The organism is Salinibacter altiplanensis (assembly GCF_002894645.1).
Taxonomy (GTDB): Bacteria; Bacteroidota; Rhodothermia; order Rhodothermales; family Salinibacteraceae; genus Salinibacter; species Salinibacter altiplanensis.
The window spans coordinates 355,775-378,021 of sequence record NZ_NCQY01000009.1 but is presented as its reverse complement, the minus strand read 5'-3'; the positions used below and the strand labels follow the sequence as shown (position 1 = coordinate 378,021).

General features: G+C 63.9%; 20 protein-coding genes and 1 tRNA gene. 14 read left to right on the top strand and 7 right to left on the bottom strand.

All coding sequences use genetic code 11. The annotated features are described in order from the left end of the window. The first annotated feature begins 279 nt into the window (after window positions 1–279). The 3 genes from B7R93_RS04890 to B7R93_RS04880 all read left to right on the top strand — a co-directional run bounded on the left by B7R93_RS04890 (window position 280) and on the right by B7R93_RS04880 (window position 2,402). Complete coding sequence (locus tag B7R93_RS04890) at window positions 280–1,833, top strand: sodium:solute symporter (RefSeq protein WP_103019699.1); 1,554 nt, start codon at window positions 280–282, stop codon at window positions 1,831–1,833. Between the two features lie 171 nt (window positions 1,834–2,004). Further along, window positions 2,005–2,175, top strand: coding sequence for a hypothetical protein (locus tag B7R93_RS04885; RefSeq protein WP_162862933.1), 171 nt, complete (start codon window positions 2,005–2,007; stop codon window positions 2,173–2,175). Further along, window positions 2,175–2,402 (top strand): hypothetical protein, encoded by a 228-nt coding sequence (locus B7R93_RS04880; RefSeq protein WP_103019697.1) that lies wholly within the window; start codon window positions 2,175–2,177, stop codon window positions 2,400–2,402. The genes B7R93_RS04885 and B7R93_RS04880 overlap by 1 nt, the downstream gene beginning before the upstream one ends. 4 nt (window positions 2,403–2,406) lie before the next feature. Here the strand turns inward: B7R93_RS04880 and B7R93_RS04875 are convergent, their stop codons facing one another. The 3 genes from B7R93_RS04875 to B7R93_RS04865 form a co-directional block, all read right to left on the bottom strand. Beyond that, window positions 2,407–2,676, bottom strand: a complete 270-nt coding sequence (locus B7R93_RS04875) for a hypothetical protein (protein WP_232798022.1) — start codon at window positions 2,674–2,676, stop codon at window positions 2,407–2,409. Window positions 2,677–2,780: 104 nt separating this feature from the next. Further along, window positions 2,781–3,146 carry a hypothetical protein gene (locus B7R93_RS04870; RefSeq protein ID WP_103019696.1) on the bottom strand — a complete coding sequence of 122 codons (366 nt, stop codon included), beginning with the start codon at window positions 3,144–3,146 and terminating at the stop codon, window positions 2,781–2,783. 87 nt (window positions 3,147–3,233) lie between these two features. Beyond that, window positions 3,234–3,307, bottom strand: a tRNA-Ile gene (locus tag B7R93_RS04865). 186 nt (window positions 3,308–3,493) lie between these two features. On the opposite strand from B7R93_RS04865, the gene B7R93_RS04860 reads away from it, so the two are divergent. Next, window positions 3,494–3,964, top strand: a complete 471-nt coding sequence (locus tag B7R93_RS04860; RefSeq protein ID WP_103019695.1) for a CBS domain-containing protein — start codon at window positions 3,494–3,496, stop codon at window positions 3,962–3,964. A gap of 39 nt (window positions 3,965–4,003) precedes the next feature. Here B7R93_RS04860 and B7R93_RS04855 read toward each other — a convergent pair whose 3' ends face one another. From B7R93_RS04855 to B7R93_RS04840, 4 genes are all read right to left on the bottom strand, one after another. Next, window positions 4,004–5,548 (bottom strand): S10 family peptidase, encoded by a 1,545-nt coding sequence (locus B7R93_RS04855; protein WP_103019694.1) that lies wholly within the window; start codon window positions 5,546–5,548, stop codon window positions 4,004–4,006. 105 nt (window positions 5,549–5,653) lie between these two features. Next, window positions 5,654–7,408, bottom strand: a complete 1,755-nt coding sequence (locus B7R93_RS04850; protein WP_103019693.1) for an AAA family ATPase — start codon at window positions 7,406–7,408, stop codon at window positions 5,654–5,656. 171 nt (window positions 7,409–7,579) lie between these two features. Beyond that, window positions 7,580–8,770, bottom strand: a complete 1,191-nt coding sequence (locus B7R93_RS04845; RefSeq protein ID WP_232798021.1) for a glycine C-acetyltransferase — start codon at window positions 8,768–8,770, stop codon at window positions 7,580–7,582. A gap of 113 nt (window positions 8,771–8,883) precedes the next feature. Next, on the bottom strand, window positions 8,884–9,894 hold the full coding sequence (locus B7R93_RS04840) for an NAD-dependent epimerase/dehydratase family protein (RefSeq protein WP_103019691.1): 1,011 nt from the start codon (window positions 9,892–9,894) through the stop codon (window positions 8,884–8,886). A gap of 329 nt (window positions 9,895–10,223) precedes the next feature. Here B7R93_RS04840 and B7R93_RS04835 point away from each other — a divergent pair, with 329 nt between their 5' ends. The 10 genes from B7R93_RS04835 to nuoD all read left to right on the top strand — a co-directional run bounded on the left by B7R93_RS04835 (window position 10,224) and on the right by nuoD (window position 22,206). Next, window positions 10,224–10,721: an Lrp/AsnC family transcriptional regulator gene (locus B7R93_RS04835; RefSeq protein WP_103019690.1), complete on the top strand. Its 498-nt coding sequence runs from the start codon at window positions 10,224–10,226 to the stop codon at window positions 10,719–10,721. A 94-nt stretch (window positions 10,722–10,815) separates the two neighbouring features. Further along, on the top strand, window positions 10,816–12,156 hold the full coding sequence (gene glnA / locus B7R93_RS04830) for a type I glutamate--ammonia ligase (RefSeq protein ID WP_103019689.1): 1,341 nt from the start codon (window positions 10,816–10,818) through the stop codon (window positions 12,154–12,156). A 325-nt stretch (window positions 12,157–12,481) separates the two neighbouring features. After that, the gene (gene purB / locus B7R93_RS04825; protein WP_103019688.1) at window positions 12,482–13,780 is read left to right on the top strand and encodes an adenylosuccinate lyase; all 1,299 of its coding nucleotides are present in this window, start codon (window positions 12,482–12,484) and stop codon (window positions 13,778–13,780) included. Between the two features lie 261 nt (window positions 13,781–14,041). Continuing rightward, window positions 14,042–15,898: a glycoside hydrolase family 15 protein gene (locus B7R93_RS04820; RefSeq protein WP_103019687.1), complete on the top strand. Its 1,857-nt coding sequence runs from the start codon at window positions 14,042–14,044 to the stop codon at window positions 15,896–15,898. Beyond that, window positions 15,895–16,401, top strand: coding sequence for a hypothetical protein (locus B7R93_RS04815; protein WP_103019686.1), 507 nt, complete (start codon window positions 15,895–15,897; stop codon window positions 16,399–16,401). Before B7R93_RS04820 ends, B7R93_RS04815 begins: the two co-directional genes overlap by 4 nt. A gap of 124 nt (window positions 16,402–16,525) precedes the next feature. Then, window positions 16,526–17,698, top strand: a complete 1,173-nt coding sequence (locus tag B7R93_RS04810; RefSeq protein ID WP_103019685.1) for a dipeptidase — start codon at window positions 16,526–16,528, stop codon at window positions 17,696–17,698. Window positions 17,699–18,598: 900 nt separating this feature from the next. Further along, the gene (locus B7R93_RS04805; RefSeq protein WP_103019684.1) at window positions 18,599–18,973 is read left to right on the top strand and encodes an NADH-quinone oxidoreductase subunit A; all 375 of its coding nucleotides are present in this window, start codon (window positions 18,599–18,601) and stop codon (window positions 18,971–18,973) included. Between the two features lie 395 nt (window positions 18,974–19,368). Continuing rightward, the gene (locus B7R93_RS04800; protein ID WP_103019683.1) at window positions 19,369–20,010 is read left to right on the top strand and encodes an NADH-quinone oxidoreductase subunit B; all 642 of its coding nucleotides are present in this window, start codon (window positions 19,369–19,371) and stop codon (window positions 20,008–20,010) included. An 84-nt stretch (window positions 20,011–20,094) separates the two neighbouring features. Beyond that, window positions 20,095–20,793: an NADH-quinone oxidoreductase subunit C gene (locus tag B7R93_RS04795; RefSeq protein WP_103019682.1), complete on the top strand. Its 699-nt coding sequence runs from the start codon at window positions 20,095–20,097 to the stop codon at window positions 20,791–20,793. Between the two features lie 57 nt (window positions 20,794–20,850). Next, on the top strand, window positions 20,851–22,206 hold the full coding sequence (gene nuoD, locus B7R93_RS04790) for an NADH dehydrogenase (quinone) subunit D (RefSeq protein ID WP_103019681.1): 1,356 nt from the start codon (window positions 20,851–20,853) through the stop codon (window positions 22,204–22,206). Window positions 22,207–22,247 lie beyond the last annotated feature (41 nt).

The following is a 22,247-nucleotide window of genomic DNA, read 5'->3' as shown; positions in this document are numbered from 1 at the left end:
CACGGGCAGGTGGAGGAGTCCTGTTTCTCTTCGTGGGGGCAGGACCGTACATCCCTCCGCTTGTTGCTCCGGTTTCGGGACCATGCCGACGGGACCGTGCGGCCCTGCGCTGAGATTTTTGCCGTGTAGTGTGGGAGAGCACGGAAGAGACGAAAGGCGGAGGGCCCGTTCGCGCTTCTGCGTCCTCGTCGTGATCTTCGTTTGGGCATGGGGAGATTGTGCGCGTGGGGGAGGACGCTGTGTCCACGGATGCTGGGTTCCAACTTGTTGCTCCCGTCTATGCTTACAACGCTGGACTTTGTCGTCCTCACGGCCTACCTGCTCGGCGTGGTGGCCTTCGGGGTTTGGGCGGGCGGGACGCAGGAGTCTACCGAGGACTACTTTCTTGGGGGGCGAGACCTGCCGTGGTGGGCCGTGTGCTTCTCCGTGGTAGCCACGGAAACGAGCACGCTCACGGTGGTGGGCGTGCCGGCCGTGGCGTACGGGGGGACGCTTGCCTTTCTGCAGATCACAATCGGGTACCTGGTGGGGCGCATCCTTGTCGGGGTGTATCTCCTGCCCCGCTACCATGCGGGCCAACTGGAAACGGCCTACGCCTTCCTCGGCAACCGGTACGGGTCCGCGATGCAGGGGGCCGCGTCGGTCACGTTCCTCGGAACGCGCCTGCTGGCGGACGGCGTGCGCCTTTTCGCGACGGCCATCCCGTTGAAGGTAGTTGCCAACATGGCGGGCGTGGAGGCCACCTACGTCCAGATCATCCTGATCATCGGCGTCGTGACGGCCGTCTACACGCTGGTAGGCGGCCTCCGGGCGGTCGTGTGGATGGACGTGGTGCAAATGGGGCTCTATGTGGGCGGGGCGCTCGCGGCCATCGGCTTCCTGCTGGGCGATGTGCCCCCGGGGTGGTGGGGGGAGGCGGTGGCGGCCGGCAAGACCAATCTGATCGACCTCGGCCTGGACAAGTCGTTCGGGCGCTGGTGGACGCAGCCCTACACGCTGGGCACGGCCGTGGTGGGCGGGGCCATCTTCTCGATGGCCTCCCACGGCACCGACCAGCTCATCGTGCAGCGCCTGCTGGCCTGCCGCACCGAGGCGGACAGCCAGAAGGCGGTTGTCGGGAGCGCCCTCATCGTGATGGTGCAGTTTGCCCTGTTCCTGGGGGTGGGACTGCTCCTGTGGGGACACTACGACGGGGCGTCCGTCGACGCGCTTGGGCTTCAGCGGGGCGATGAGGTGTTTCCCAAGTACATCATCGAGGGCCTGCCGGCAGGCCTCTCGGGGCTCATTCTGGCCGGCATCGTGGCGGCGGCCATGAGCTCCCTCTCCTCCTCGCTCAACGCACTGGCCTCCTCGTCGGTCAATGACCTCTACGAGCGCATCTCAGGCCGCTCCGTGAGTGTGGACCGCGGGCTGCTCCTCTCGCGACTTCTTACGCTGTTCTGGGGCGTCGTCTTTGTCGGCTTCGCGAGCCTCTTTCAGGATAGCAACAACCCCGTCGTGGAGCTGGGCCTGTCGATTGCCTCGTTTACGTACGGGGGGCTGCTCGGGGCCTTCCTGCTCGGCCTGTGGCACAACGGCACCCGCCAGGCCGATGCGCTCGTGGCGTTTGTCGCCTCGATTGGAGGGATGGTGCTCGTCATTTTTGGCGTGTGGCACAGCCCCGCGGAAGGGTGGATCTTTGTGCTGAACCCGTCGGACGTCCGCATAGAAGAGGCACGCCTGCGCACGATCGGCTGGCCCTGGTACACGGCCCTCGGCACCGCCATCAACCTCGGGATTGGAAGCGTGTTGGCCCTCCGCCACCAGGATGCTGTCGGGGGGAGTACCGAGTAGGCCCGTGGACCGGCACAATGTGGAACGGCTGCAACGATCTGCGGGGGCGGATCCTGTGTGCGTCGACCGCCGTACTAAAATTAGAGGAATGAGACACTTCTCCAAAAAGCAGTGAGCCAGGTTTCTCACGTGCTTCCCGCACATTGCGTCTCCCAGAATCCCAATCGGTTCATGACCAACAGCAAAGGGTGGATATTCGCTGCCGGCGTAGTCGCACTCGCCCTCTCCCTCTACCTCTGGTTCAGCGGCAGCGACCAAGCCGCGATCTTTGTGGGCCTGTGGGTCCCGTCGCTCTGGATTCTAGCCGATCTTGTTGACCAGGCCGAGACCGCCGCTGCGTAATGAAGGTGATCGTCGAATACTTCGGACTGTTCATTTTCGCGTTCGTCGTCTTCGTCGGGGGACTGGTGGCCCTTCCGGAAATTGGGGCCCCGGAGACCTCGCTCGGAGAGATGGGAGGCCTTGCCCTGGCGTTTATCGTCATCGCAGGGGGGTTCTCCTGGTTCTACAGCGCCGAGTTGCCGTCAGGGGCAACGACCCCGTCGAGCCCCGATGAATCGCCGCGGTGAGGGGCTAATCTGCGTCGCCGGTCTCCACCCCCAACATGAACTCCTCGCCGCAGAAGTCGCATCGCAACTCGATGGCCTTCTGGGGGCCGCCTTCCATGCCCGTCTTTTGAAACTCGGGCGACCCGTCCGGGCGAGTCGTTCTGGGGGTCACGTCGTCGAAGGCAAAGTCCCCGGTAAGAACGTTCGCGTGCCCGACGGTCCGATCACACTCCGGACACGAAAAGGGCTGCCGGGCAGACCCATCGCCGGTTGAGGATCTCTGAGGAGGCTCCATAGAGGAAAAAGGGTTGGGAAGAGCGAGCAGGGCGACCCGGACAGGTGCGAGACGCAGTCCCGGAAGGCTCGTGGGCCGCCGCCCGGCTCAAAAGATGCAAACGCTCAAATGTGCCCGTGGAGCTTGTCGTGTCCCTCTGATGGAACGCCGAGCTCCGCCGTGTTCTGGGTGCCCAGGTGGGGCACCTTGCTCACACTGACCGGGAGGGACGAGATCGGCTCCTCGACGCCCTCAAGGTGCAGGACCATCCGGGCCGGGTCCAGATCCAGCAGGGCCTCTTGAAGTGCCTCGGCAAGGTCGGTGCTGTCGGGCGCCAGGGTCAGTTGGACCGAGTAGCCCTTGGGGCGGTCGATGGCCTCCTCCGGATGGGGCGTCGCGGAGAGCACGCCCTTGTCGATCGCGTCGGTGATATCGGTGTACGAATCGTCCGATGCACGCTTCCACTTGACCTGTTGGATCGGGCGGGACATGGTTGGATCGGGCGGGACATGGGCGAGGCGCACACGCGAAGGGGAGGCAGACCGGAGGGGCCCTGGGGCTTTGCCGGGCGCGAAGAGTGGGCCCGGCAGGGCTCGAACCTGCGACCAGCCGATTATGAGTCGGCGGCTCTAACCAACTGAGCTACGGGCCCTCTCGTCGTAGCCGTGCGCACGAAGTGGGGCCCCATCGGGTTCCGTTTGTCGGACGAGCACAGGGGCAGGGAGCAGTGGAATTCGCCGCCGATCCACGCGGCCCATGCAACACGGGGGTGGGCGACCAATAGGGATATTGTCATACGCGCTCGGATCTCTTTCCCACAACCGTTCTTTCGCCTCTCATGAAGTGGAACAGCGCCAAAGACTTGATGACGGCGGACGTGCAGACCGTTGATGCCAGCTGGCCGATCGACCGGGTCGCCCAGTTCTTGACCGACCACGGCATCTCCGGCGCGCCCGTCGTGAAGGACGACCAGCTCGTCGGCGTGGTCTCCCTGACGGACATCGCGCGGTACAACGGCACGGCGGGCGAGCCGGCCTCCGACCGGCCCGCCTCGTTTTACCGCTCGGAGCTTGAAACCGAGTACGCTGAGGAGGACCTCGAGAATCTACAGATCAGTGACGGAGGAGAGACGACCGTCGAGCACGTCATGACCCCGCAGGTCTACGACGTGAGCGAGCACACCTCCATTCAGCAGGTGGCGCAGGTAATGCACCGCGGGGGCATCCACCGGGTGTTCGTCACCACGAAGGGGGAGGTGCGTGGGGTCATCACGGCGCTCGACATGCTAGAGGTCGTGGCGGAGATGTAGCCAAGAAGGGCAGTGTGAGCCCACTGACGGTCCTTCGTCCTACTGATCCGGACCATATCGGGCAGGTGTCCCCTCGTCCGGAATCGAGTTCTGGATGAACGTGCGGATGTCCTCGTTGGAGGCCGCCAGGTCCTCCGAGCGCAGGTACATCATGTGCCCGCTCCGGTAGCCCTCGAAGCGAAGCCGGTCGCGCATCGTCTCTCGCGTGCCGAGATTCCACATCACGTACTTGGCCGAAAAGTAGTCCGTGGCCCCGTCGTAGTAGCCGGACTGCACCATGACGTGTAGGTACGGGTTTTGGGCCATTGCCTCGCGGAGTTGGGCCCCGGTACGGTTGTTGTCGTCGTCCCAGGGGTAGACGGAGCCGAATGTGTTGTACTGCAGGTCCGTCGCAAAGCCCAGTTCATCGCGGAGGTAGTGGTTGATGGCCGGGGTGAAAGCGTGATTCCAGGCGGTGAGCTCCGCCGGGTAGTCGTAGCTGTCCCCGGCATTTTTCACGTCCACGCCCCTATAGCGCGAGTCGAGGCGGCCCACGGTGTGGCCCTCGTCCTGGAGGAGCTCCTTCCAAAAGGCATCCGAGGGGACGGCCAGGTTGTGGTTGCGCACAAACTGTTCGGAGAGACCCGCGTAGCGGGCCACCTGTTGGGCCACGGTCTGCCGGCGGGCGTCGTCGATAAAGCCGCCCCGCGTGACGGCCGGGATGTACTCCTCGACGGTATAGTCCTCGACCTCGGACAGAAGGGCGGAGAGGTCCCGGTTCTGGAGGGCGTCGGGCAGCTGCTCGTGGTACCAGGCCGTGGCCGCGTAGTAGGGCAGCTTGAGCGCCTCGGAGCGCGGGGAGGGGCCGGCCGGCTCCATCCCAAGGCCGGTAGGAGAGACGAGGATGACCCCGTTCAGGTACGTCCAGTGGCTGTTTTGGAGCTCGCCGGCCAGGCCCGCGACGCGGGTGGTGCCGTAGCTCTCCCCAATCAGGTACTTCGGGGAGCGCCACCGGTCGTGCCGCGAAATGAACGTGTCGATCCAGTCCGCCAGGTAGTCCACGTCGGCGTTCACCCCAAAGAACTGCTCCGCGTCCGTGTCCTCACCGAGCACGCGGGAGAAGCCGGTGTTGACGGGATTGACGTACACGATGTCCGCCACGTCGATGATGGACTGGTTGTTGTCCTCGACGCCGTACGGCTGCACGGGGTATCCCTCGTCGCTGATGAGGAGGTGCTTGGGGCTGGTGTAGCCGAGGTGCATCCAGAGGGAGCCGGAGCCAGGGCCGCCGTTGAAGGAGACCATGAGCGGGCGCTCCGCACGGTTCTCGACGTCCGAGCGGCGGTAGTAGGTGTAGTGGAGCGAGGCGGTGGCCCTGTCGTCGTCGCCGTACACCGGCTGCGTGCCGGTCGTCACCTCGTAGGGCACCTCCTGGCCCTTCACCGTCACGCGATCGGTCTTTGTGATCGCCGTGTCGGGCGGGAGGGTGCGTGTAGGGCCGACCGAGTTTTCGTCTTGGGCGTGGACGGTACTCACCGGAACGGCCAGGAGCAGCAGGGCAGTGAGGATGCAGAGAACTGAGGGAAGCCGGTGAGTGTGTCTCATAAAATCAGAGTGAATCGAAAGTCAAAGGTCAAAGTATTGGGGGTAGGTTACATAGCAGAAGCAAACCGAGACTGGCCCACCAAACTACTTCCAGGGCTCAGCCTCCTAAGATGTAGGGACTGAAGGTGTCACATCGAGTGCAGTGCGCAATTCGTCTCTTAGACCCCTGAGATTCGGATAGTCTGATGGGTCAAGATGCTCTTCAGCTGCTCTCATGATGTGATCGTTGGAAGAACAGCCTGCAAAGTGTGCTAAACGCTTGAGCAGTTCCTTCCCCGGACACAGCTTGAGGATTTCTTCCACATTGCGGTTTTCAATAGCCTCATCCAGCCTGTGTAGCTCTTGCTCGAAAGTATCCTTCGTCTGGTCACTACCGAGCCGACTCTCTGCGGCCTCGAGATTATCTTCTGCGGCTCCTAACAGTATGTCTGCTACCTCTTCGGTAGAGTCCGCCTCGTCGAGCTGCTCATTCGTTACAGAAACAGAAAGCGACAATCTTGTGCTTTCCGATACACGCTTCGCGGCAACAGCCACTTTTTCGCTTGCTGCGTACTCCAGAATCTTCTCCTCAATATCCTCCTCGGTAGGCTGGTCTTCCACAACGCGCTCCTCTGCCAAATCGCAGAGGACTCTTGGAAGACAGAAGTGGGACTCCACTTCGTGCAAATCAAGAACCACTAGGTTTCCACCCTCCAAGTCCCTCAGTTGAGAGTCGCTTAAGTAATCTCGGTCAGTTATGCCTACTAGTTGAGTGTTGCCTCGGAGTTCATCCCAGACTCCCTCCTGCTTGACTGCGCCTCTCACGCTTGAACTGCCCTGCATAGGAACTACCGGTACCCCGTTCCGCTCTCGCCCCCACTCTTTTCCTATAATCCACTGGTAAAACGCCCGATCCACGGACTCATCTTCTCCTTCCGTAATCAGGGCAGCTGGGGTAGCCACGATGGTAGTTAAAGCACCGAGATAATCTTCAGAGGTAATCGTCTCATTCTTCAGAAGGGTAGATGGGGAATCAACGCAGGCAGCAACTTTTGCTCTGTTGTCCAGAACTATGACTTGGTCTACAGCTGGTCGGGAGGCAAAGCTCAATGAGTGAGTTGCGTACACAAAGTATGTCTCCTGGAAACGGGTGAGCACTTCCTTCTCTATCGTCTCCCAGACCCTGATTGCCAATCCTGAATTCAAGTTGAGTTCTGGTTCGTCTACGAGTACCGCTTCTCCTGCCCCATGAACGGCGAGATCTGCAAGAAGGGTTAACACCTGCCTTTCACCGTCTGAGAGGTCCGAAGCGTCATATGTATTTCCGTATTTCGATGCTTTGAGTTCGTTTGAAGCCGAGTCTGCTTTTAGCTCAATTGCTGGAAATATATCGGAGAAGAGCCTGAATGCTCTATCTAACGGGGGCTCTTCCCTTTCAGGAGCTTCGAGCCCTTTCCTCTGAGCTTCGTTCACCTGATCAGAATGCTGCTCTTTAACTTTTCTGGTCTCACGTCTGAGAGCGTCAAATATTTGATTGGTTCGAGAGCGTAACTCTCCCCGCTTGGCGCGTCGAATATCATTTCCCCAAGACTCTGAGAGTCCTTCATCAAAGGAGTCGTGGCTACGTATCCGCAAATTATTGGGTACGTCAGCAATGCGACCCCCTTCCACAAATGTGACAGGCTCAAAGCCAGCCGCCTCTAACTTCCCCCCGCCACGACGAGGATTCTCAGAACCTGCCATCTGTCGAAGAAGTGTGGATTTTCCAGTTCCATTCGTACCTAAGATGACTGTCAAAGGCTTGAGTCTCACTTTCACCGGGGAGGCGTCGTCCGTCGTATCTAGGGACAGTTCAACAGTCTCGGTCTCATCCGATTCCATACGAGCACTGACAGTAGCGTGAGAATTCAACTATGGACTCTTAAGGCGTGGGCTTGATGTGTCGGTCCTCAAAACTTTTGATGGGAGCAGTCAGAAGGCATGGCTTCTCCCTCCTGAAAGGGCAGTTCTCACAGCACCGACATGCTACCTAACCTTCAACGTGCACCTGAGTTAGTCAATTACGTCGTGCTTGCGGCCGACCTCCGTGAACGCGTCGATGGCGCGGTCGAGCTGGTCCTGCGAGTGGGCGGCGGACATCTGGACGCGGATGCGGGCCTCGCCCTCCGGCACCACGGGGTAGCTGAAGCTGATGACGTAGATGCCGCGGTCGAGCAGCTCGTCGGCGATGGCCCCGCTCGTCTTCGCGTCGTAGAACATGATGGGCACGATGGGGTGGTCGCCTGACTTGATCTCGAAGCCCCGTTCCTCCATCTCGTTCCGGAAGTAGCGGGCATTCTCCCAGATCTGCTCGCGCCGCTCGCCGCTCTCCTGCAGCATCTCCAGCACCTTGAGGCTGGCGTTGGCGATCATCGGGGCGATGGCGTTGGAGAAGAGGTAGGGGCGGGACTCCTGCCGCAGCAGGTCGATGATCTCCTGCCGGCCGGTCGTAAAGCCGCCGGTAGCGCCGCCGAGGGCCTTGCCGAGCGTGGAGGTGATGATATCGACCTCGTCGAGCACGCCCCTCGCCTCGCTGGCGCCGCGGCCCCCCTCGCCCATGAAGCCGGTGGCGTGGCACTCGTCGACCATCACGAGCGCGTCGTACGTGTCGGCCAGGCGGCACATCTCGTCGAGCTTGGCCACGTCCCCGTCCATCGAGAATACGCCGTCGGTGGCGATCAAGCGGGTCTCCGCGTCCTGTGCATTTTGCAGCTTCGCCTCCAGGTCGTCCATGTCGCCGTGGTCAAAGACGTGCAGGTCGGCCGTGCAGAGCCGGATGCCGTCGATGATGGAGGCGTGGTTCAGCGCGTCGCTGATGATGGCGTCCTCCTCCCCGAGAATGGTTTCGAAAAGGCCGGTGTTGGCATCGAAGCACGAGTTGTACAGGATCGTGTCGTCCGTCTCGTGGAAGTCGGACAGGGCGTGCTCCAGGTCCTTGTGTACCGATTGGGTCCCGCAGATGAAGCGGACGCTGGCCACGCCGAAGCCGTACCGGTCGACGCCTCGCTTGGCGGCGTCCATAATCTCCGGGTGGTTGGCGAGCCCAAGGTAGTTGTTTGCACAGAAGTTGATGACGTGCTGGCCGCCCTCAACTTCGATGTCGGCGTCCTGCTGCGAGGTGATGACGCGTTCCTCGTTGTAGGTGCCGGCGTCTTTAATTTCCTGCAGGGTCTGCCGGAAGTCGGCCGCAACGTCGTCGGTCATGGGCATGGCGGTATGGGAGAATCGGGTTGGGGTCCAAACGAGCAGTTGGGGGGCTGCCAAGGAGTGGCAAGCGGGAGGAGCGGGGCCGGATGTTGAGGGGAGAAGGCCCGCCCCTAGGCCGTGGCACTTTTATGCTCTCCCTCGGCAATGTCTCCGTGCTCCGGTGCGCCTTCTCGCAGGTGGTCGAGCATGTCTGCGGTCGTGGCCTCCAGGTCGTACTCCGGCGCCCATCCCCAGTCGGTCCGGGCCGCGTCGTCGTTGACTGAAGAGGGCCAGTTCTCGGCGATGTGCTGCCGCTCGTCCGGCGCGTAGCTGCAGCTGAACGACGGCACGCGTGCCTGAATTGTCGCGGCCAGCTCCTCCGGGGAGAAGCTGAGGCCACCTGTGTTGTAGCTGTCCCGCACCGACAGGGCGTCCGCGTCGGCGTTCATGAGGGCGAGGGTCCCCTGAATGGCGTCCGGCATGTACATCATGGGCAGCCGCGTGTCGGGCTTCAGGAAGCAGGTGTAGTCCCGCCCCGCCGCGGCCTGCGTCAGCATGTCGATCGCGTAGTCGGTGGTGCCGCCGCCGGGGGCCGTTTTGTAGCTGAGGAGGCCCGGGTAGCGCAGGCTCCGCACGTCGAGGTCGTAGCGGCGGTGGTAGTAGCGGCACAGCAGCTCCCCACTCCGCTTGGTCACCCCGTACATGGTGGTGGGATCGAGCACCGTATTTTGAGGCGTGTCTTCCCGTGGGGTGGTGGGGCCGAACACGGCGATGGAGCTGGGCCAGAACACCTTCTCCACAGGGCGGCTTCGGGCAAGGTCCAGAATGGTCTTGAGCCCGCTCATGTTGACGTCCCAGGCGCGGTCGGGATGCTGCTCGCCCGTGGCGGAGAGCAGGCTTGCCAGGTGATAGATCGAGCCAACCTCGTGGCGGTCGAGGACGTCGGCCAGGGCCTCCCGGTTGCGCACGTCCGCCACCTCGAACGGGGCGTTCGAAGAGGGGGCACGCGAGGGCTGATCGGTGGCCATTGGGGGCGGGTTTAAATCCAGGCCCACCACCTGCCCGGTCCCGTGCCGCTCGCGCAGCACCTCGACGAGTTCGCTTCCAATCTGGCCGTTGGCGCCAGTGACCAGGATGCGCATATGATCGGACGTGTGCAATGAGAATTGGACGAGCCCCCATGCAAGGCGTCTCCTACTTGCCCCCAAACGGCGGGTTCGGTGCAGTTTCTCCGAAGGGCTTTTTCGCCGGAAGAATGAAGATGTTGGCTCAGCACGAGAAATCTACGGACCGCAAGTCCTTGCGTTCGGAACCGCTTTCATCGGCTCGCCGCCGCTTCGGTCGATACGCGAAGCGCTTCCATCAATGATCTTTACGGGTTTTGTAGAATTATTTGCCCGTTTGGCTTGACAAACCAAAGAAAGTCGCGTAGGGTGGAGGCGTGAGAAAAAGAGATAAGATCAGCACCGCCATGGCTCCCCGCATCGACGAAATCGACGCGAAAATTCTAGAGCTGCTCCAGCGCGACGGGCGCATGCAGCGCAGCGACGTGGCCGAGGAGGTAAACCTCTCCATCTCGGCCGTCAGTGAGCGGATGCGCAAGCTCGAGGCACGAGGCGTCATCGAGGGGTACCGGGCCGTCGTCGATGCCAAGCGGCTTCGCCTCGACATCACGGCCTTCATTCGCGTGTCCGTGGATGGGTCGGAGCACTACCCCAACTTCGTCGGCCAGGTCGAGGAGATGGAGCAGGTCCTGGAGCTCCACTCCATCACGGGAGACGGCTCGCACCTGATGAAGGTGCGGACGGCGGACACGACGGCCCTGGAGGGGTTTCTTTCCGACATCCAGGCCATTTCCGGCGTCAGCAAGACCACCACGAGCATCGTGCTCAGCACCTTTGAAGAAGAGCGCACCGTGCCCACCGAGCCGATGGAGCTGTACGACTACGACGCGGCATCCGACGAGTAGGATCGGCCGGCGGTGAATTCTCCCAGGGGGCCGGCCGGTGCGGCTCGGGCCTCTGCCACTCCGCTTCCCCGCAAATCAATCCTTCCGATCATCAATGCCAACCAAAACCGACGTTCTTGAGCAGATTGAAGCCAAAGGCGTAGACTTCCTGCGTCTCCAGTTCATCGACATTCTGGGAACCGTCAAAAACGTTTCCGTGCCGGCCCATCAGGCCGAGAAGGCATTCGAAGAAGGCATCTACTTCGACGGCTCCTCCATCGAGGGCTTCGTCCGCATCCAAGAATCCGACATGCGTCTGGACCCGGATCCGGACACCTTTGCGGTTCTTCCGTGGCGGAGCCAACGGGGCGACGACACCATCTCGGCCCGCCTCATCTGCAACATCATCGACACCTCCACCGGCGAGCCGTTCGTGGGCGATCCGCGCTACGTGCTGCAGCGCGCCATCGATCGGGCGGGCGAGATGGGCTTTGAACTGAACGCCGGGCCCGAGCCGGAATTCTTCGTCTTCGAGAAAGACGAGAATGGGCGCGCCACCACCGAGACGCACGACGCGGGCGGCTACTTCGACCTCGCGCCGAAAGACCTCGCGCAGGAGATTCGGGCGGAGGTCATCTACACGCTCGAGGCGATGGGCTTCGAGGTGGAGGCGAGCCACCACGAGGTGGCCCAGGGCCAGCACGAGATCGACTTCAAGTACGCCGACGCGCTGACCACGGCGGACAACATCGCCACCTTCCGGTCGGTCGTGCGGGCCATCGCGGAGCTGCACGACGTGCACGCCACGTTCATGCCGAAGCCGATTGCGGGCATCAACGGGTCCGGGATGCACACGCACCTTTCGCTCTTCGAGAATGGGGAGAACGCCTTCCACGACGGGGGCGACGAGTTTAACCTGAGCGATACCGCCTACGACTTTCTGGGGGGGATCCTGGAACACGCGCCGGCCCTGACGGCAATCTGCAACCCGACCGTCAATTCCTACAAGCGGCTCGTGCCCGGGTACGAGGCTCCGATCTACGTCGCCTGGAGCGACGTCAACCGCTCGGCCCTCGTCCGCAAGCCGGCGGCTCGCGTCCCGGCGGCCTCCCGCATCGAGCTTCGCTCGCCGGACCCGTCGAGCAACCCGTACCTGGCCCTCGCGACGATGCTGCACGCCGGGCTGGACGGCATCGAGAAGGGTAACGCGGCCCCCGATCCGGTCCGCGAAAACATCTACGAGTTTACCGAGGCGGACCGCGAGGCGCGCGGCATCGAGACGCTCCCGAGCACGCTCGGCCAGGCGGTCACGGCCCTGCAGAAGGACGATGTGGTCCTCGACGCGCTGGGGCCGCACGTGAGCGAGAAGTTTGCGCAGGCCAAGACGCAGGAGTACACCGAGTTCCTCGCGTCGGTCTCGCAGTGGGAGCTGGACCGCTACCTGGAGACGTTCTAACGCCGATGGATCTCGTTTGAGCGCTGAGAAGCTGTTTGGCGTACACTCTGTGGCCTGCGACTTCGTGGATCTCGCGCAAAAGGGCTTCTGCATTCGCCCGGTAGCTCCGCTACAGAGACTCATTTGGGCGCCATTTTGCAGCTTCGCCCACTGTGTCTCGGCTGAACATCAATTCACCAAACAGCTTCTGAAGCGGCCGGTGTCCCTCCACGGGGCATCGGCCGTTTTGTGTTTTGGGCCAAGTACTGGCATTCGCCGCCGTCCCTCCATTACTTTTTGAAGCGGCCATCCTCACGCCCACTCCTACACCACGTTTCGTCCCCCGATGATCGACCGTTATACCCGCCCGCCGATGGGCGACCTCTGGAGCGAAGAACAGAAGTTTCAGTCCTGGCTCGACGTCGAGCTGGCCGCCTGTGCCGCCTGGAGCGAGATTGGCGCCATCCCGCCGGAGGACGTGGAGACGCTCTACGACGAGGCCGCCTTCGACGTCGACCGCATCCACGAGATCGAGAAGGAAACGAAGCACGACGTCGTGGCCTTCACCCGGGCCGTCAGCGAGACGCTCGGGGAGGAGAAGAAGTGGGTGCACTACGGCCTCACGTCCACCGACGTGGTGGACACCGCCTACATGGTGCGGATCAAGAAGGCAAACAGCCTCATCCGCACCCAGCTTGAGGGGATGATCGAGACGCTGGCGGACAAGGCGCGGGAGCACAAGCACACGCTCACGATGGGGCGCACGCACGGGGTGCACGCCGAGCCGACGACGTTCGGGCTCAAGATGGCCCGCTACTACGACGAGATGAAACGCCAGAAGGAGCGCTTCGAGCGGGCGGCCGAGGAGATGCGCGTGGGCAAGCTCTCCGGGGCCGTGGGCACGTTCGCCCACATCCCGCCGGAGGTGGAGCGCCTCACGTGTGAGCGGCTCGGCCTCAAGCCCGCCACCATCTCCACGCAGATCCTCTCGCGCGACCGGCACGCGAACTACCTCAGCGTGATTGCAGGCATCGGGGCCACGCTCGAGAAGATGGCCGTGGAGGTGCGGCACCTGCAGCGGAGCGAGGTGCGGGAGGCCGAGGAGGCGTTCAGTGCGGGGCAAAAGGGCTCCTCCGCCATGCCGCACAAGCGCAACCCCGTCGGCTCGGAGAACATCACCGGCTGCGCGCGGCTGCTGCGCGGCTACATGAACAGCGAGTTCGACAACGTCGCCCTCTGGCACGAGCGCGACATCAGCCACTCGTCGGTCGAGCGGGTCGTGCTGCCGGACGCCACGACGCTGCTCCACTACGCCCTCCGTCGCTTCCGCGGCATCATCGACGGCCTGGTGGTCTACGAGGACACCATGCGCGAAAACATGGAAGAGACCTACGGCCTCTACAACAGCCAGCGCCTCCTGCTGAAGCTGATCGACAAGGGCCTGAACCGAGAGGACGCCTACGACCGCGTGCAGCCCCTTGCCATGACGGCCTGGGAGGAGGAGCGCCCGTTTCAGGACGTGGTCGCCGCGTCGGACGACATCACGGCGGTGCTGTCCGACGAGGAGATTGAAGAGGCGTTCGACCCGACGTACCACGTCCGCAACGTGGACCGCATCTTTCGGCGGGTGGGGCTGGAGGAGTGAAGGGCTCCGACCGGGGGCACCATTCTTCCGCAACCCTTCCCTCGCTCCCCTGTGGACGGCCCGCCGCCACGGGCTGCTCCGGGCCGGTTGTCTCTCCGCCGGGACCAGGCCGCTGAGGCGGGCCCCGGCCTGCCATCGAAGGCGATGGTACAGATCTTGTGACAGGGATACATTCGAGAGCGGCCTCTCCACGCGCCGGAGGCCGAAGAGAAGACTTGTTTGTCCCGCGTCCGCACCTGCGCCTTCTACTACGTCTTCTAGATGCCCGCCACGGATGCCCGCTACGCCCCGGTCGAGGACTACGCCGTCATCGGCGACTGTGCGAGTGCGGCTCTCGTGGGCATGGACGGGGCAATCGATTGGCTCTGCTGGCCCCACTTCGACAGTCCGTCTGTCTTTGCCGCCCTTCTGGACGCGGAGCGCGGCGGGCGCTTTCAGGTGCGGCCGAAGCGAGCGTTTTCCGTCGAGCGGCGGTACATGGGCGACACGAATGTGCTGGAGACCACCTTCACGACGGACACAGGGGTGCTTCGGCTGACGGACCTGATGCCGGTGGCCGCCCCCGAGGCGTACCGCCGCGAGCTGTGGCCCGCCCACGAGGTCCTGCGTCGGGTGGAGTGTGTGGAGGGCACGGTGACCGTTCAGGTGGTGTGTGAGCCGCGGGTCGAGTACGCACAGCTCGCTCCGTCCTTCGACGACCGGGGGAAACACGGGTTTTTCTACAACTACGACGGAGCGGTCCTCGTCGTGCGGAGCGAGGTGCCCCTCACGGCGTCGTCTGGGCAGAACGTGCTCCACGGAGAACAGACGCTCCGGGCGGGCGACCGGCGGTTTCTGTCCCTCACCTATGACGACGAGGCGCCGGCCGTGCTGCCCCTCCTGGGCGACCACGCCCAGCGCAAGCTGGCCCGGACGATCAACTACTGGCGCGACTGGGCGGGGCAGTGCGAGTACGAGGGGCCCTACCGCGACGCCGTGATGCGGAGTGCCCTCACGCTCAAGCTCATGACCTTCGCCCCGTCGGGCGCCATCGTGGCCGCGCCCACCACCTCCCTGCCCGAGGCGATTGGGGGCGAGCGGAACTGGGACTACCGCTACTGCTGGCTCCGCGACGCCGCCCTGACGCTGCGGGCCCTCTACGAACTGGGCTACGAGGACGAGGGGCGCGCCTTCTTCTCATGGCTTCTGCACACCACCCGGCCGACCGCGCCGACCCTGCACGTGATGTACGACGTGCACGGCAATACCCACCTCACGGAGCGGACGCTGTCGCACCTGGAGGGCTATCGGCAGTCGCCGCCGGTGCGGGTGGGCAATGGCGCCCACGACCAGCTCCAGCTTGACACGTACGGGGAGCTCATCAGCGCGGCCTACGAATTTGTGCAGCGGGAGCACGCGCTGGACGACTGGCACCGCCGCCTCCTGGTGAGCCTCGGCAACGAGGTGTGTGCCCGCTGGGAAGAGCCGGACGAGGGCATCTGGGAGGTGCGCTCCGGGCGCCACCACCACACGTTCTCGAAGGCGATGTGCTGGGTTGCCCTGGAACGCCTCTTGGCCCTGCACGCGGAGGGCTACGTCACCGTGCCGGCCGACCGCTACCGGACGGAGGCCGCCCGGATTCGGGCCGCGGTGGAGGCGCACGGCTACAACGAAGAACGCGAAAGCTACGTCGCCACGTTTGGCGGCGACCGGCTGGACGCAAGCCTACTCCTGCTTCCCACCTACGGGTACGAGGCGGCGACGAGCCCACGCATGCAATCGACCTTTGCCCGCATCCACGAGGAGCTGGCCCAGAACGGGCTCCTGCACCGGTACCCGCCCGACACCGACGACGGGTTCACGTCCGAGGAAGGGGCCTTTGGCCTCTGCAGCTTCTGGGACGAGGAGATGTTCGCCCGGCTGGGGCGGCTCGACGAGGCGCGCGAGAAGCTCGGGGAAACGATTGCGTACGCGAACGACCTCGGGCTCTTCGCCGAGGAGATTGATCCGGAGACCGGAACGTTCCTGGGCAACTTTCCCCAGGCGTTCACGCACGTCGGGCTCATCAATGCCGCCATCACGATCTCGAAGGCCGAGGAGGAGGCCATGGCTCTGTACGAACACTCCGTTCCACAATGACCCTGCTCGCCCTCAATACGGGCTCGGCCCTGCTGTGGGGCCTCTTCGCCACAGGCATGCTCACGCTCATGATGTCGGCGAGCCAGGGCCTGGGATGGTCCCGGATGAGCTTTCCCTACATGATTGGGAGCATGTTTACGTCTCACCGAGGGCGGGCGATGGGCATCGGCTTCGTCGTGCACCTTGCCCTCGGAATGAGTTTCGCACTCCTCTACGCATTGGTGTTTGAAAGCTGGCAGTGGGCCACGTGGTGGCTCGGCGGGGGGCTCGGAATCTTCCACGGGTTGTTTCTGCTCGCCGTGCTCATGCCGATGTTGCCGGATCTCCATCCCCGCATGGCGAGCATGCACCACGGCCCCACACCCACCCGGCAGCTGGAGCCGCCCGGCTTCCTGGCGCTCAACTACGGCCGCAGCACCCCAGTGCTGACGGTCGTCGGGCACATTGTCTACGGCATTCTGCTTGGGCTCTTCTACCCGCTCGGGGGGGGAGGGTTGTTGTAGAAGAATTCGGCGGATTGCGCCCAAAGCCGTCCACGTCGCCTCATATTGAACGTTGTGGGACACAAGAATGTAGAGGCAGTCCCTTTCAGACTGCCCGTCCCCGTTCCCAACCCGTCCCGCATCCGTGCTCCGCCTCGTCCTGTACGCCCTCGCCGGGCTTCTCGTCCTGGCCATCGTCGGCTACTTTGCCGCGGCCGCCCCCATCGCCGACGCGCGCTACAACACCGTGCAGGCCGAGCCTCCGTACGACGCGTCGGAGCGAGCACAGGCGGTGCACGATGCCCTGATGGTCGCGGACCTGCACAACGACCTCCTCCTCTGGCCCCGCGACCCGCGGACGCGCCACGAGCGGGGCCACACCGACGTACCCCGCCTGCGAGAGGGCGGGATGGGCCTGCAGGTCTTTGCCGCCGTCACGCAGGTGCCGATGGGGCGCAGCTACGCCGGTACGGACGCCGACGCCCTCGACCAGCTTCCCTTCCTCGCGGCCGCCCAGCGATGGCCCGTGCGCACCTGGACGAGCCGCCTCGAACGAGCCCGGTATCAGGCCCAGAAGCTCCGTCGGGCCACGGCCCGCGACGAGGCGCTGGTGCTTCTCCGCACCCGAGCCGACCTGAACTCTCTGTTGGGGCGGCGGCGCGAGACACCGTCCGCCATGGGCACCCTGCTGTCCGTCGAAGGGCTGCACGCGCTAGAGGGAAGAGTCGCAAACGTCGACACGCTCGTCGACGACGGCTACCGCATGATGAGCCTGACCCATCTGCACGACAACGCGCTCGGCGGGTCTTCGACCGGGCTCCGCAACGGCGGCCTCACTGGCTTCGGCGCCGCGGTGGTCGACCGGCTTGCGGCCCGCGACGTGACGATCGACCTTGCCCACGCCTCCGAAGCGCTCATCGACGACGTGCTGGCGCGGACCGACGGGCCCGTCGTGGTGAGCCACACCGGCGTCCGCGCCACCTGCGACAGCCCGCGCAACCTGAGTGACCGTCACCTTGAGGCCATCGCCGCCCGGGAGGGCGTCATCGGGGTGGGGCTCTGGGAGACGGCGGTGTGCGGGACGGGCCCCGCCGCGGCCGCCGCGGCAATGCGGCACGTGGCCGACCGCGTGGGGGTGGAGCATGTGGCGCTTGGCACCGACTTCGACGGCACCGTCTCGGTTCCGTTCGACGCCACGGGCCTTCCGCTCCTCACGGAGGCCCTCCTCGACGAGGGGTTTTCTCCCCGAGAGGTCGAGCGGATCATGGGAGGGAACGTCGTCCGCGTGCTGCGGCAGACCCTCCCGGGCGCCGAGTGAGAGGAGTGACGAACGGAAGGAAGTCCCGGGACGAGACGTCGCTTCGGAAGAACGCTGGTGCAAGAACGGGGACGTTCACGGTGGTGATGCCCCGTACAGATGGCCCACCGCCTGGACTGGTAGAAGACGGCACGGACCCGGTGTGGAGGGCAGGTCACATTTGCCCCTCGACTGTCGGGAACGAGTGGGGCTTTCCCCCCACCTCAACCTCAACAACGCCCGGAGGGAGACGATTTTTCTGATCAGGCAAGTCGCCCCCGTCTCTCCTATCGGGGACGGCGCGTGCCTTTGCTGGCCCGGAGCTCCGGGCCTCAACCGGGGAGACGTGATTTTTGCCACGGGATGCGCAATGCGCAGACCGCCCTCCGTTCCGTTGCGGGCCCTGTGGGGAAATGCCTACCCCTACACCCTGCTCAGCGCGCAGCTGCCGGTCCCCACGCCGAGGTTGGAACCGGATATGAAGGCAGGGGGCCAGGGCGTGTGGGGCAATGGTGCTCATCTCACCTTGCGGACCCGATTGCGACCGCCCGACCATATATTCGAAATCTTGCCACACAACAAAAATTCAAAGGGCCAGTGCCCTACACGTCAATCACAGGCAAGACGGGTGATTCTGACGAAGCCTGCGACGGAAGAATCTCCTCGAAGAGCGCGGAATCTGCAGAAAAAGGCACGTCGTCCCGGGTCTTGTCTCCGCTGACGCCACAGAGGTCCTTCGACGTCGCTCCGCTCAGAATTTTTGCCGTGTAGTGTGATTCGAAATAGATAGTTCACCGGCTCTTTGGGCGGCCGAGCGGCCGTATCGTTGCATCCGCAACCCCTGACCTGTAGCGTGTTTATCCTACATACTCCCTACATCAAGGGCTCCGTTGTTTTTCGTTCGCTTAACCGCACCCGGCCATGTTTGGCGATTTCGTGCCGCTGTTCCTGATGATTGCGCTGGCCCTGGGGCTGGCCCTCACCCTGTTGGCGGCGGCCGCGTACATCGGGCCGAGTCGGCCCAGCGAGACGAAGACCATGCCCTACGAGAGTGGGATGGACCCGGTTGGCAGCGCCCACGAGCGCTACTCAGTCAAGTTCTACCTCGTGGCCATGATCTTCATCGTCTTTGACGTCGAGGTCGTGTTTATGTGGCCGTGGGCCGCCAGCTTCCACAGCTTCGTCGAGAGTGGGGCTGGACTGGGCGTGATTGCTGTCCTCTCGCTGTTCACGTTCATTTTGCTCGTCGGGCTGCTCTATGACGTAAAGAAGGGCGGCCTGGACTTTGAGCAGTGAGAAGCTGTTTGGCGGACGTCCTGTGGCCGTCCCGCCGAGTACTCGGGAGCACTCTGAAAGCACTCGGTCGCCCTGCTCCCAGCGCACTCTGAAAGCACTCGGTCGCCCTGCTCCCAGCGCACTCTGAAAGCACTCGGTTGCTTTGCGCCCGGCACTGCGCCCCCCGGCTGCGGCTTCGTGGAGCTCGTGCAAAATGACGTTTGCACATCCCGGGCAGTGCCGTCGAGAAACGTGATGTCTTGCGCACGTTCCCGCGCGAGGACGCAAGGCTGAAACAGGGGGGGACCCATATCATTTAACGCGGTGCATCCACGGCACATGGCATTGTCATCCCAATTGGGTGGGTTGTGTGCTCCGTTTCTGAATCCTTCCGAATTGCCCGACTCCTTACTGCTATGGCTGGATCCTCCGGAACCAATGGGCAAGGCTTCTTCACGACGCGTGTGGACACCTTCCTCAACTGGGCCCGCTCAAACTCGCTCATGCCCATGCCGATGGGGCTGGCCTGCTGTGCCATCGAGATGATGGGCTTTGCGGGGCCGAAGTACGACTCGGCCCGCTTCGGGAGCGAGGCAATGCGGTTTTCCCCGCGCCAGGCCGACCTCATGATTGTGGCCGGCTGGTGCTCCTACAAGATGAGCCACGCCATCCGCCGCGTGTGGGACCAGATGGGCGACCCGAAATGGTGCATCGCCATGGGCGCCTGTGCCTCTACCGGCGGCATGCATCGCTGCTACGGGGTGGTGCAGGGGGTGGACAACTTTCTGCCGGTCGACGTCTACATCTCCGGGTGCCCGCCCCGCCCGGAGTCGGTGCTGCACGCGCTGATGGACATCCAAGAGAAGATCCGCAACGAGTACTCGGTGGTGCAGGACTACGAGTTTGGAAAGGCGCGGGAACGAGCCCCCATCAGGCCGGCAAACACGAACAAATTTCCGGGGCAGCTTGAGAAGCCGAAGACCTCGAGCCTGACCCTGGAGGCCCCGGACGCCAACGACCCGGAGGACGCTTCCGCGTCGGAGCCCGTTGCCGCGTAGGCCTGGCGCTCCCGCTTCCGCCGCGTGTGTCCCCGCAAGCCGGCGGCCGAGTGCCCGCGATCCTTTCAACACGATGGAGTGCCGATGAGCAAGCCCGACAACCCGCGTGACTCGACCCCCAAGGACCCCGAAGAGCTTCGGTTTCACTACACCCCGGCCGACGAGCCCGGGCCCGAGCAGGAAACCGAGAACACCCACGCGAAGGACACGACCCGCGTCCCGGCGGTCATCGATGCCCTGCGGGAGGAGTTTGGGGCGGCGGTGCTCAGCGTGGAGCGCTACGCGAACGAGGACACCGTCCACGTCGAGAAGAATCGCATTCGAGAGATCTGCCGCTTTCTCAAGGAGGAGGAGAGCTTCGACTACTTCGTCGACCTCGGCGGCATGGACAACTTCACTGCGGAGGACCGCTACGAGGTCTTCTACAACCTCGTAAGCACCGAGCGGCAGAAGCGCATTCGCCTGAAGGTGCCGGTGGACGAGGCGGACATGCGGGTGCCGAGCGTGACGGAGGTCTACCGGGCGGCCAACTGGAACGAGCGGGAGGCCTACGACATGTTTGGGTTTGAGTTTGTCGACCATCCGGACCCCCGGCGCATGTACATGCCGGAGGACTTCGACTATCACCCGCTGCGCAAAGAGTTTCCGCAGCTGGGCGTGCCGGGCTCGCTGCCGCTGCCGCCGCAGACGCCGGACGGCGACCTCACGATGGACCCCTTTGCTGCCGCCCACGGTTCGCAGCCCGTCAAGAGCTACGAAGAGCCCGCCACCGATTCCGAATAGGCGTTGGGACGCCTTGGCGAACGGTCACCCGCTCCAGCGCACAGACGTACACGCAGCATGCCTCAGACACACACGCCCAACTTTCCGGGAAACGACCTCGGCGACCAGTTTCGGTTCTGGCCGAAGCACAATGAGAAGATCTACGAGCGGCTCGAGAACAAGCACGCCTGGCTCGAGGAAAAGCGGGCCGCCGCGCAGGGCGACGGAGAGCCGGCGACGGCGCAGCCGCCGGCGGAGGACCCCCTAGAAAACGAGATGATCCTCAACATCGGGCCGCAGCACCCGGCCACGCACGGGGTCCTGCGCTGTGTCGTGAAGATGGACGGGGAGACCATCGAAAAGTCGGTCCTCGACATCGGGTATCTGCACCGCGGCATCGAGAAGCTCGCGGAGCACAAGACGTACCAGGAGTTCATGCCGTACACCGACCGCATGGACTACCTGTCGCCCTACTCCAACAACGTGGCGTGGTGCCTGGCGGTGGAAAAGCTGGCCGACATTGAGGTGCCGGAGCGGGCGCAGTGGATTCGCATGATCATGAGCGAGCTGGCCCGCATCTCCTCGCACTGCCTCTGGCTGGGGGTGGGAATGATGGACGCGGGCGCGGTGTCCGGGTTCGTCTGGACCTTTCAGGAGCGAGAGGAGATCTACTCGATCATGGACGAGGTGGCGGGGGCGCGCTTTACGGTCAGCCACAGTCGCATCGGTGGGGTGGCCAACGACTTTTCGGCCCGCGCGATCGAGATGATCCGCGATTTCGTCGACACGTTCCCGGACCGGATTGCGGGCTGGGAGGGCCTGCTCAACAAGAACCGCATCTGGGTGGAGCGCAACAAGGGCGTGGGGCGCGTCACGAGGGAGGAGGCGCTGGAGCTGGGCCTGACGGGCCCGAACCTGCGCGGCTCCGGCGTGGCCTACGACGTGCGCCGCTTCGAGCCGTACCTGAAGTACGACGAGGTCGACTTCACCATCCCGGTGCGCGAGGCGGGCGACTGCCTGGCCCGGTACTTCCTGCGCCTCGACGAGATGAAGCAGAGCGTGCGCATCATCGAGCAATGCCTCGACCGCATGACGGAGGGCCCCATCCGCTCCGACGACGCGAAGGAGGCCTATCCCTCGAAGGAAGAGGTCTATTACTCGATGGAGGGCATGATCCACGACTTCATGTACACCGACGTGGGCACCGTGCCGCCGAAGGGCGCCCACTCGTACCATGCCATCGAGTCCCCCAAGGGCGAGCTCGGGTTTTACCTAACGTCCGACGGCACCGGGCGGCCCTGGCGTGTGCGCATCAACGCCCCGTCGTTCACCAACCTGCAGGCGATGGAGCACATGCTCGAGGGGGAGATGGTGGCCGACACGGTCGTCATCATCGGCTCCCTCGACCCGGTGATGGGGGAGGCGGACAAGTAGTCTACGGTTCTCGTCTGTGTTTTTTTAGCCTATGGTTCCCG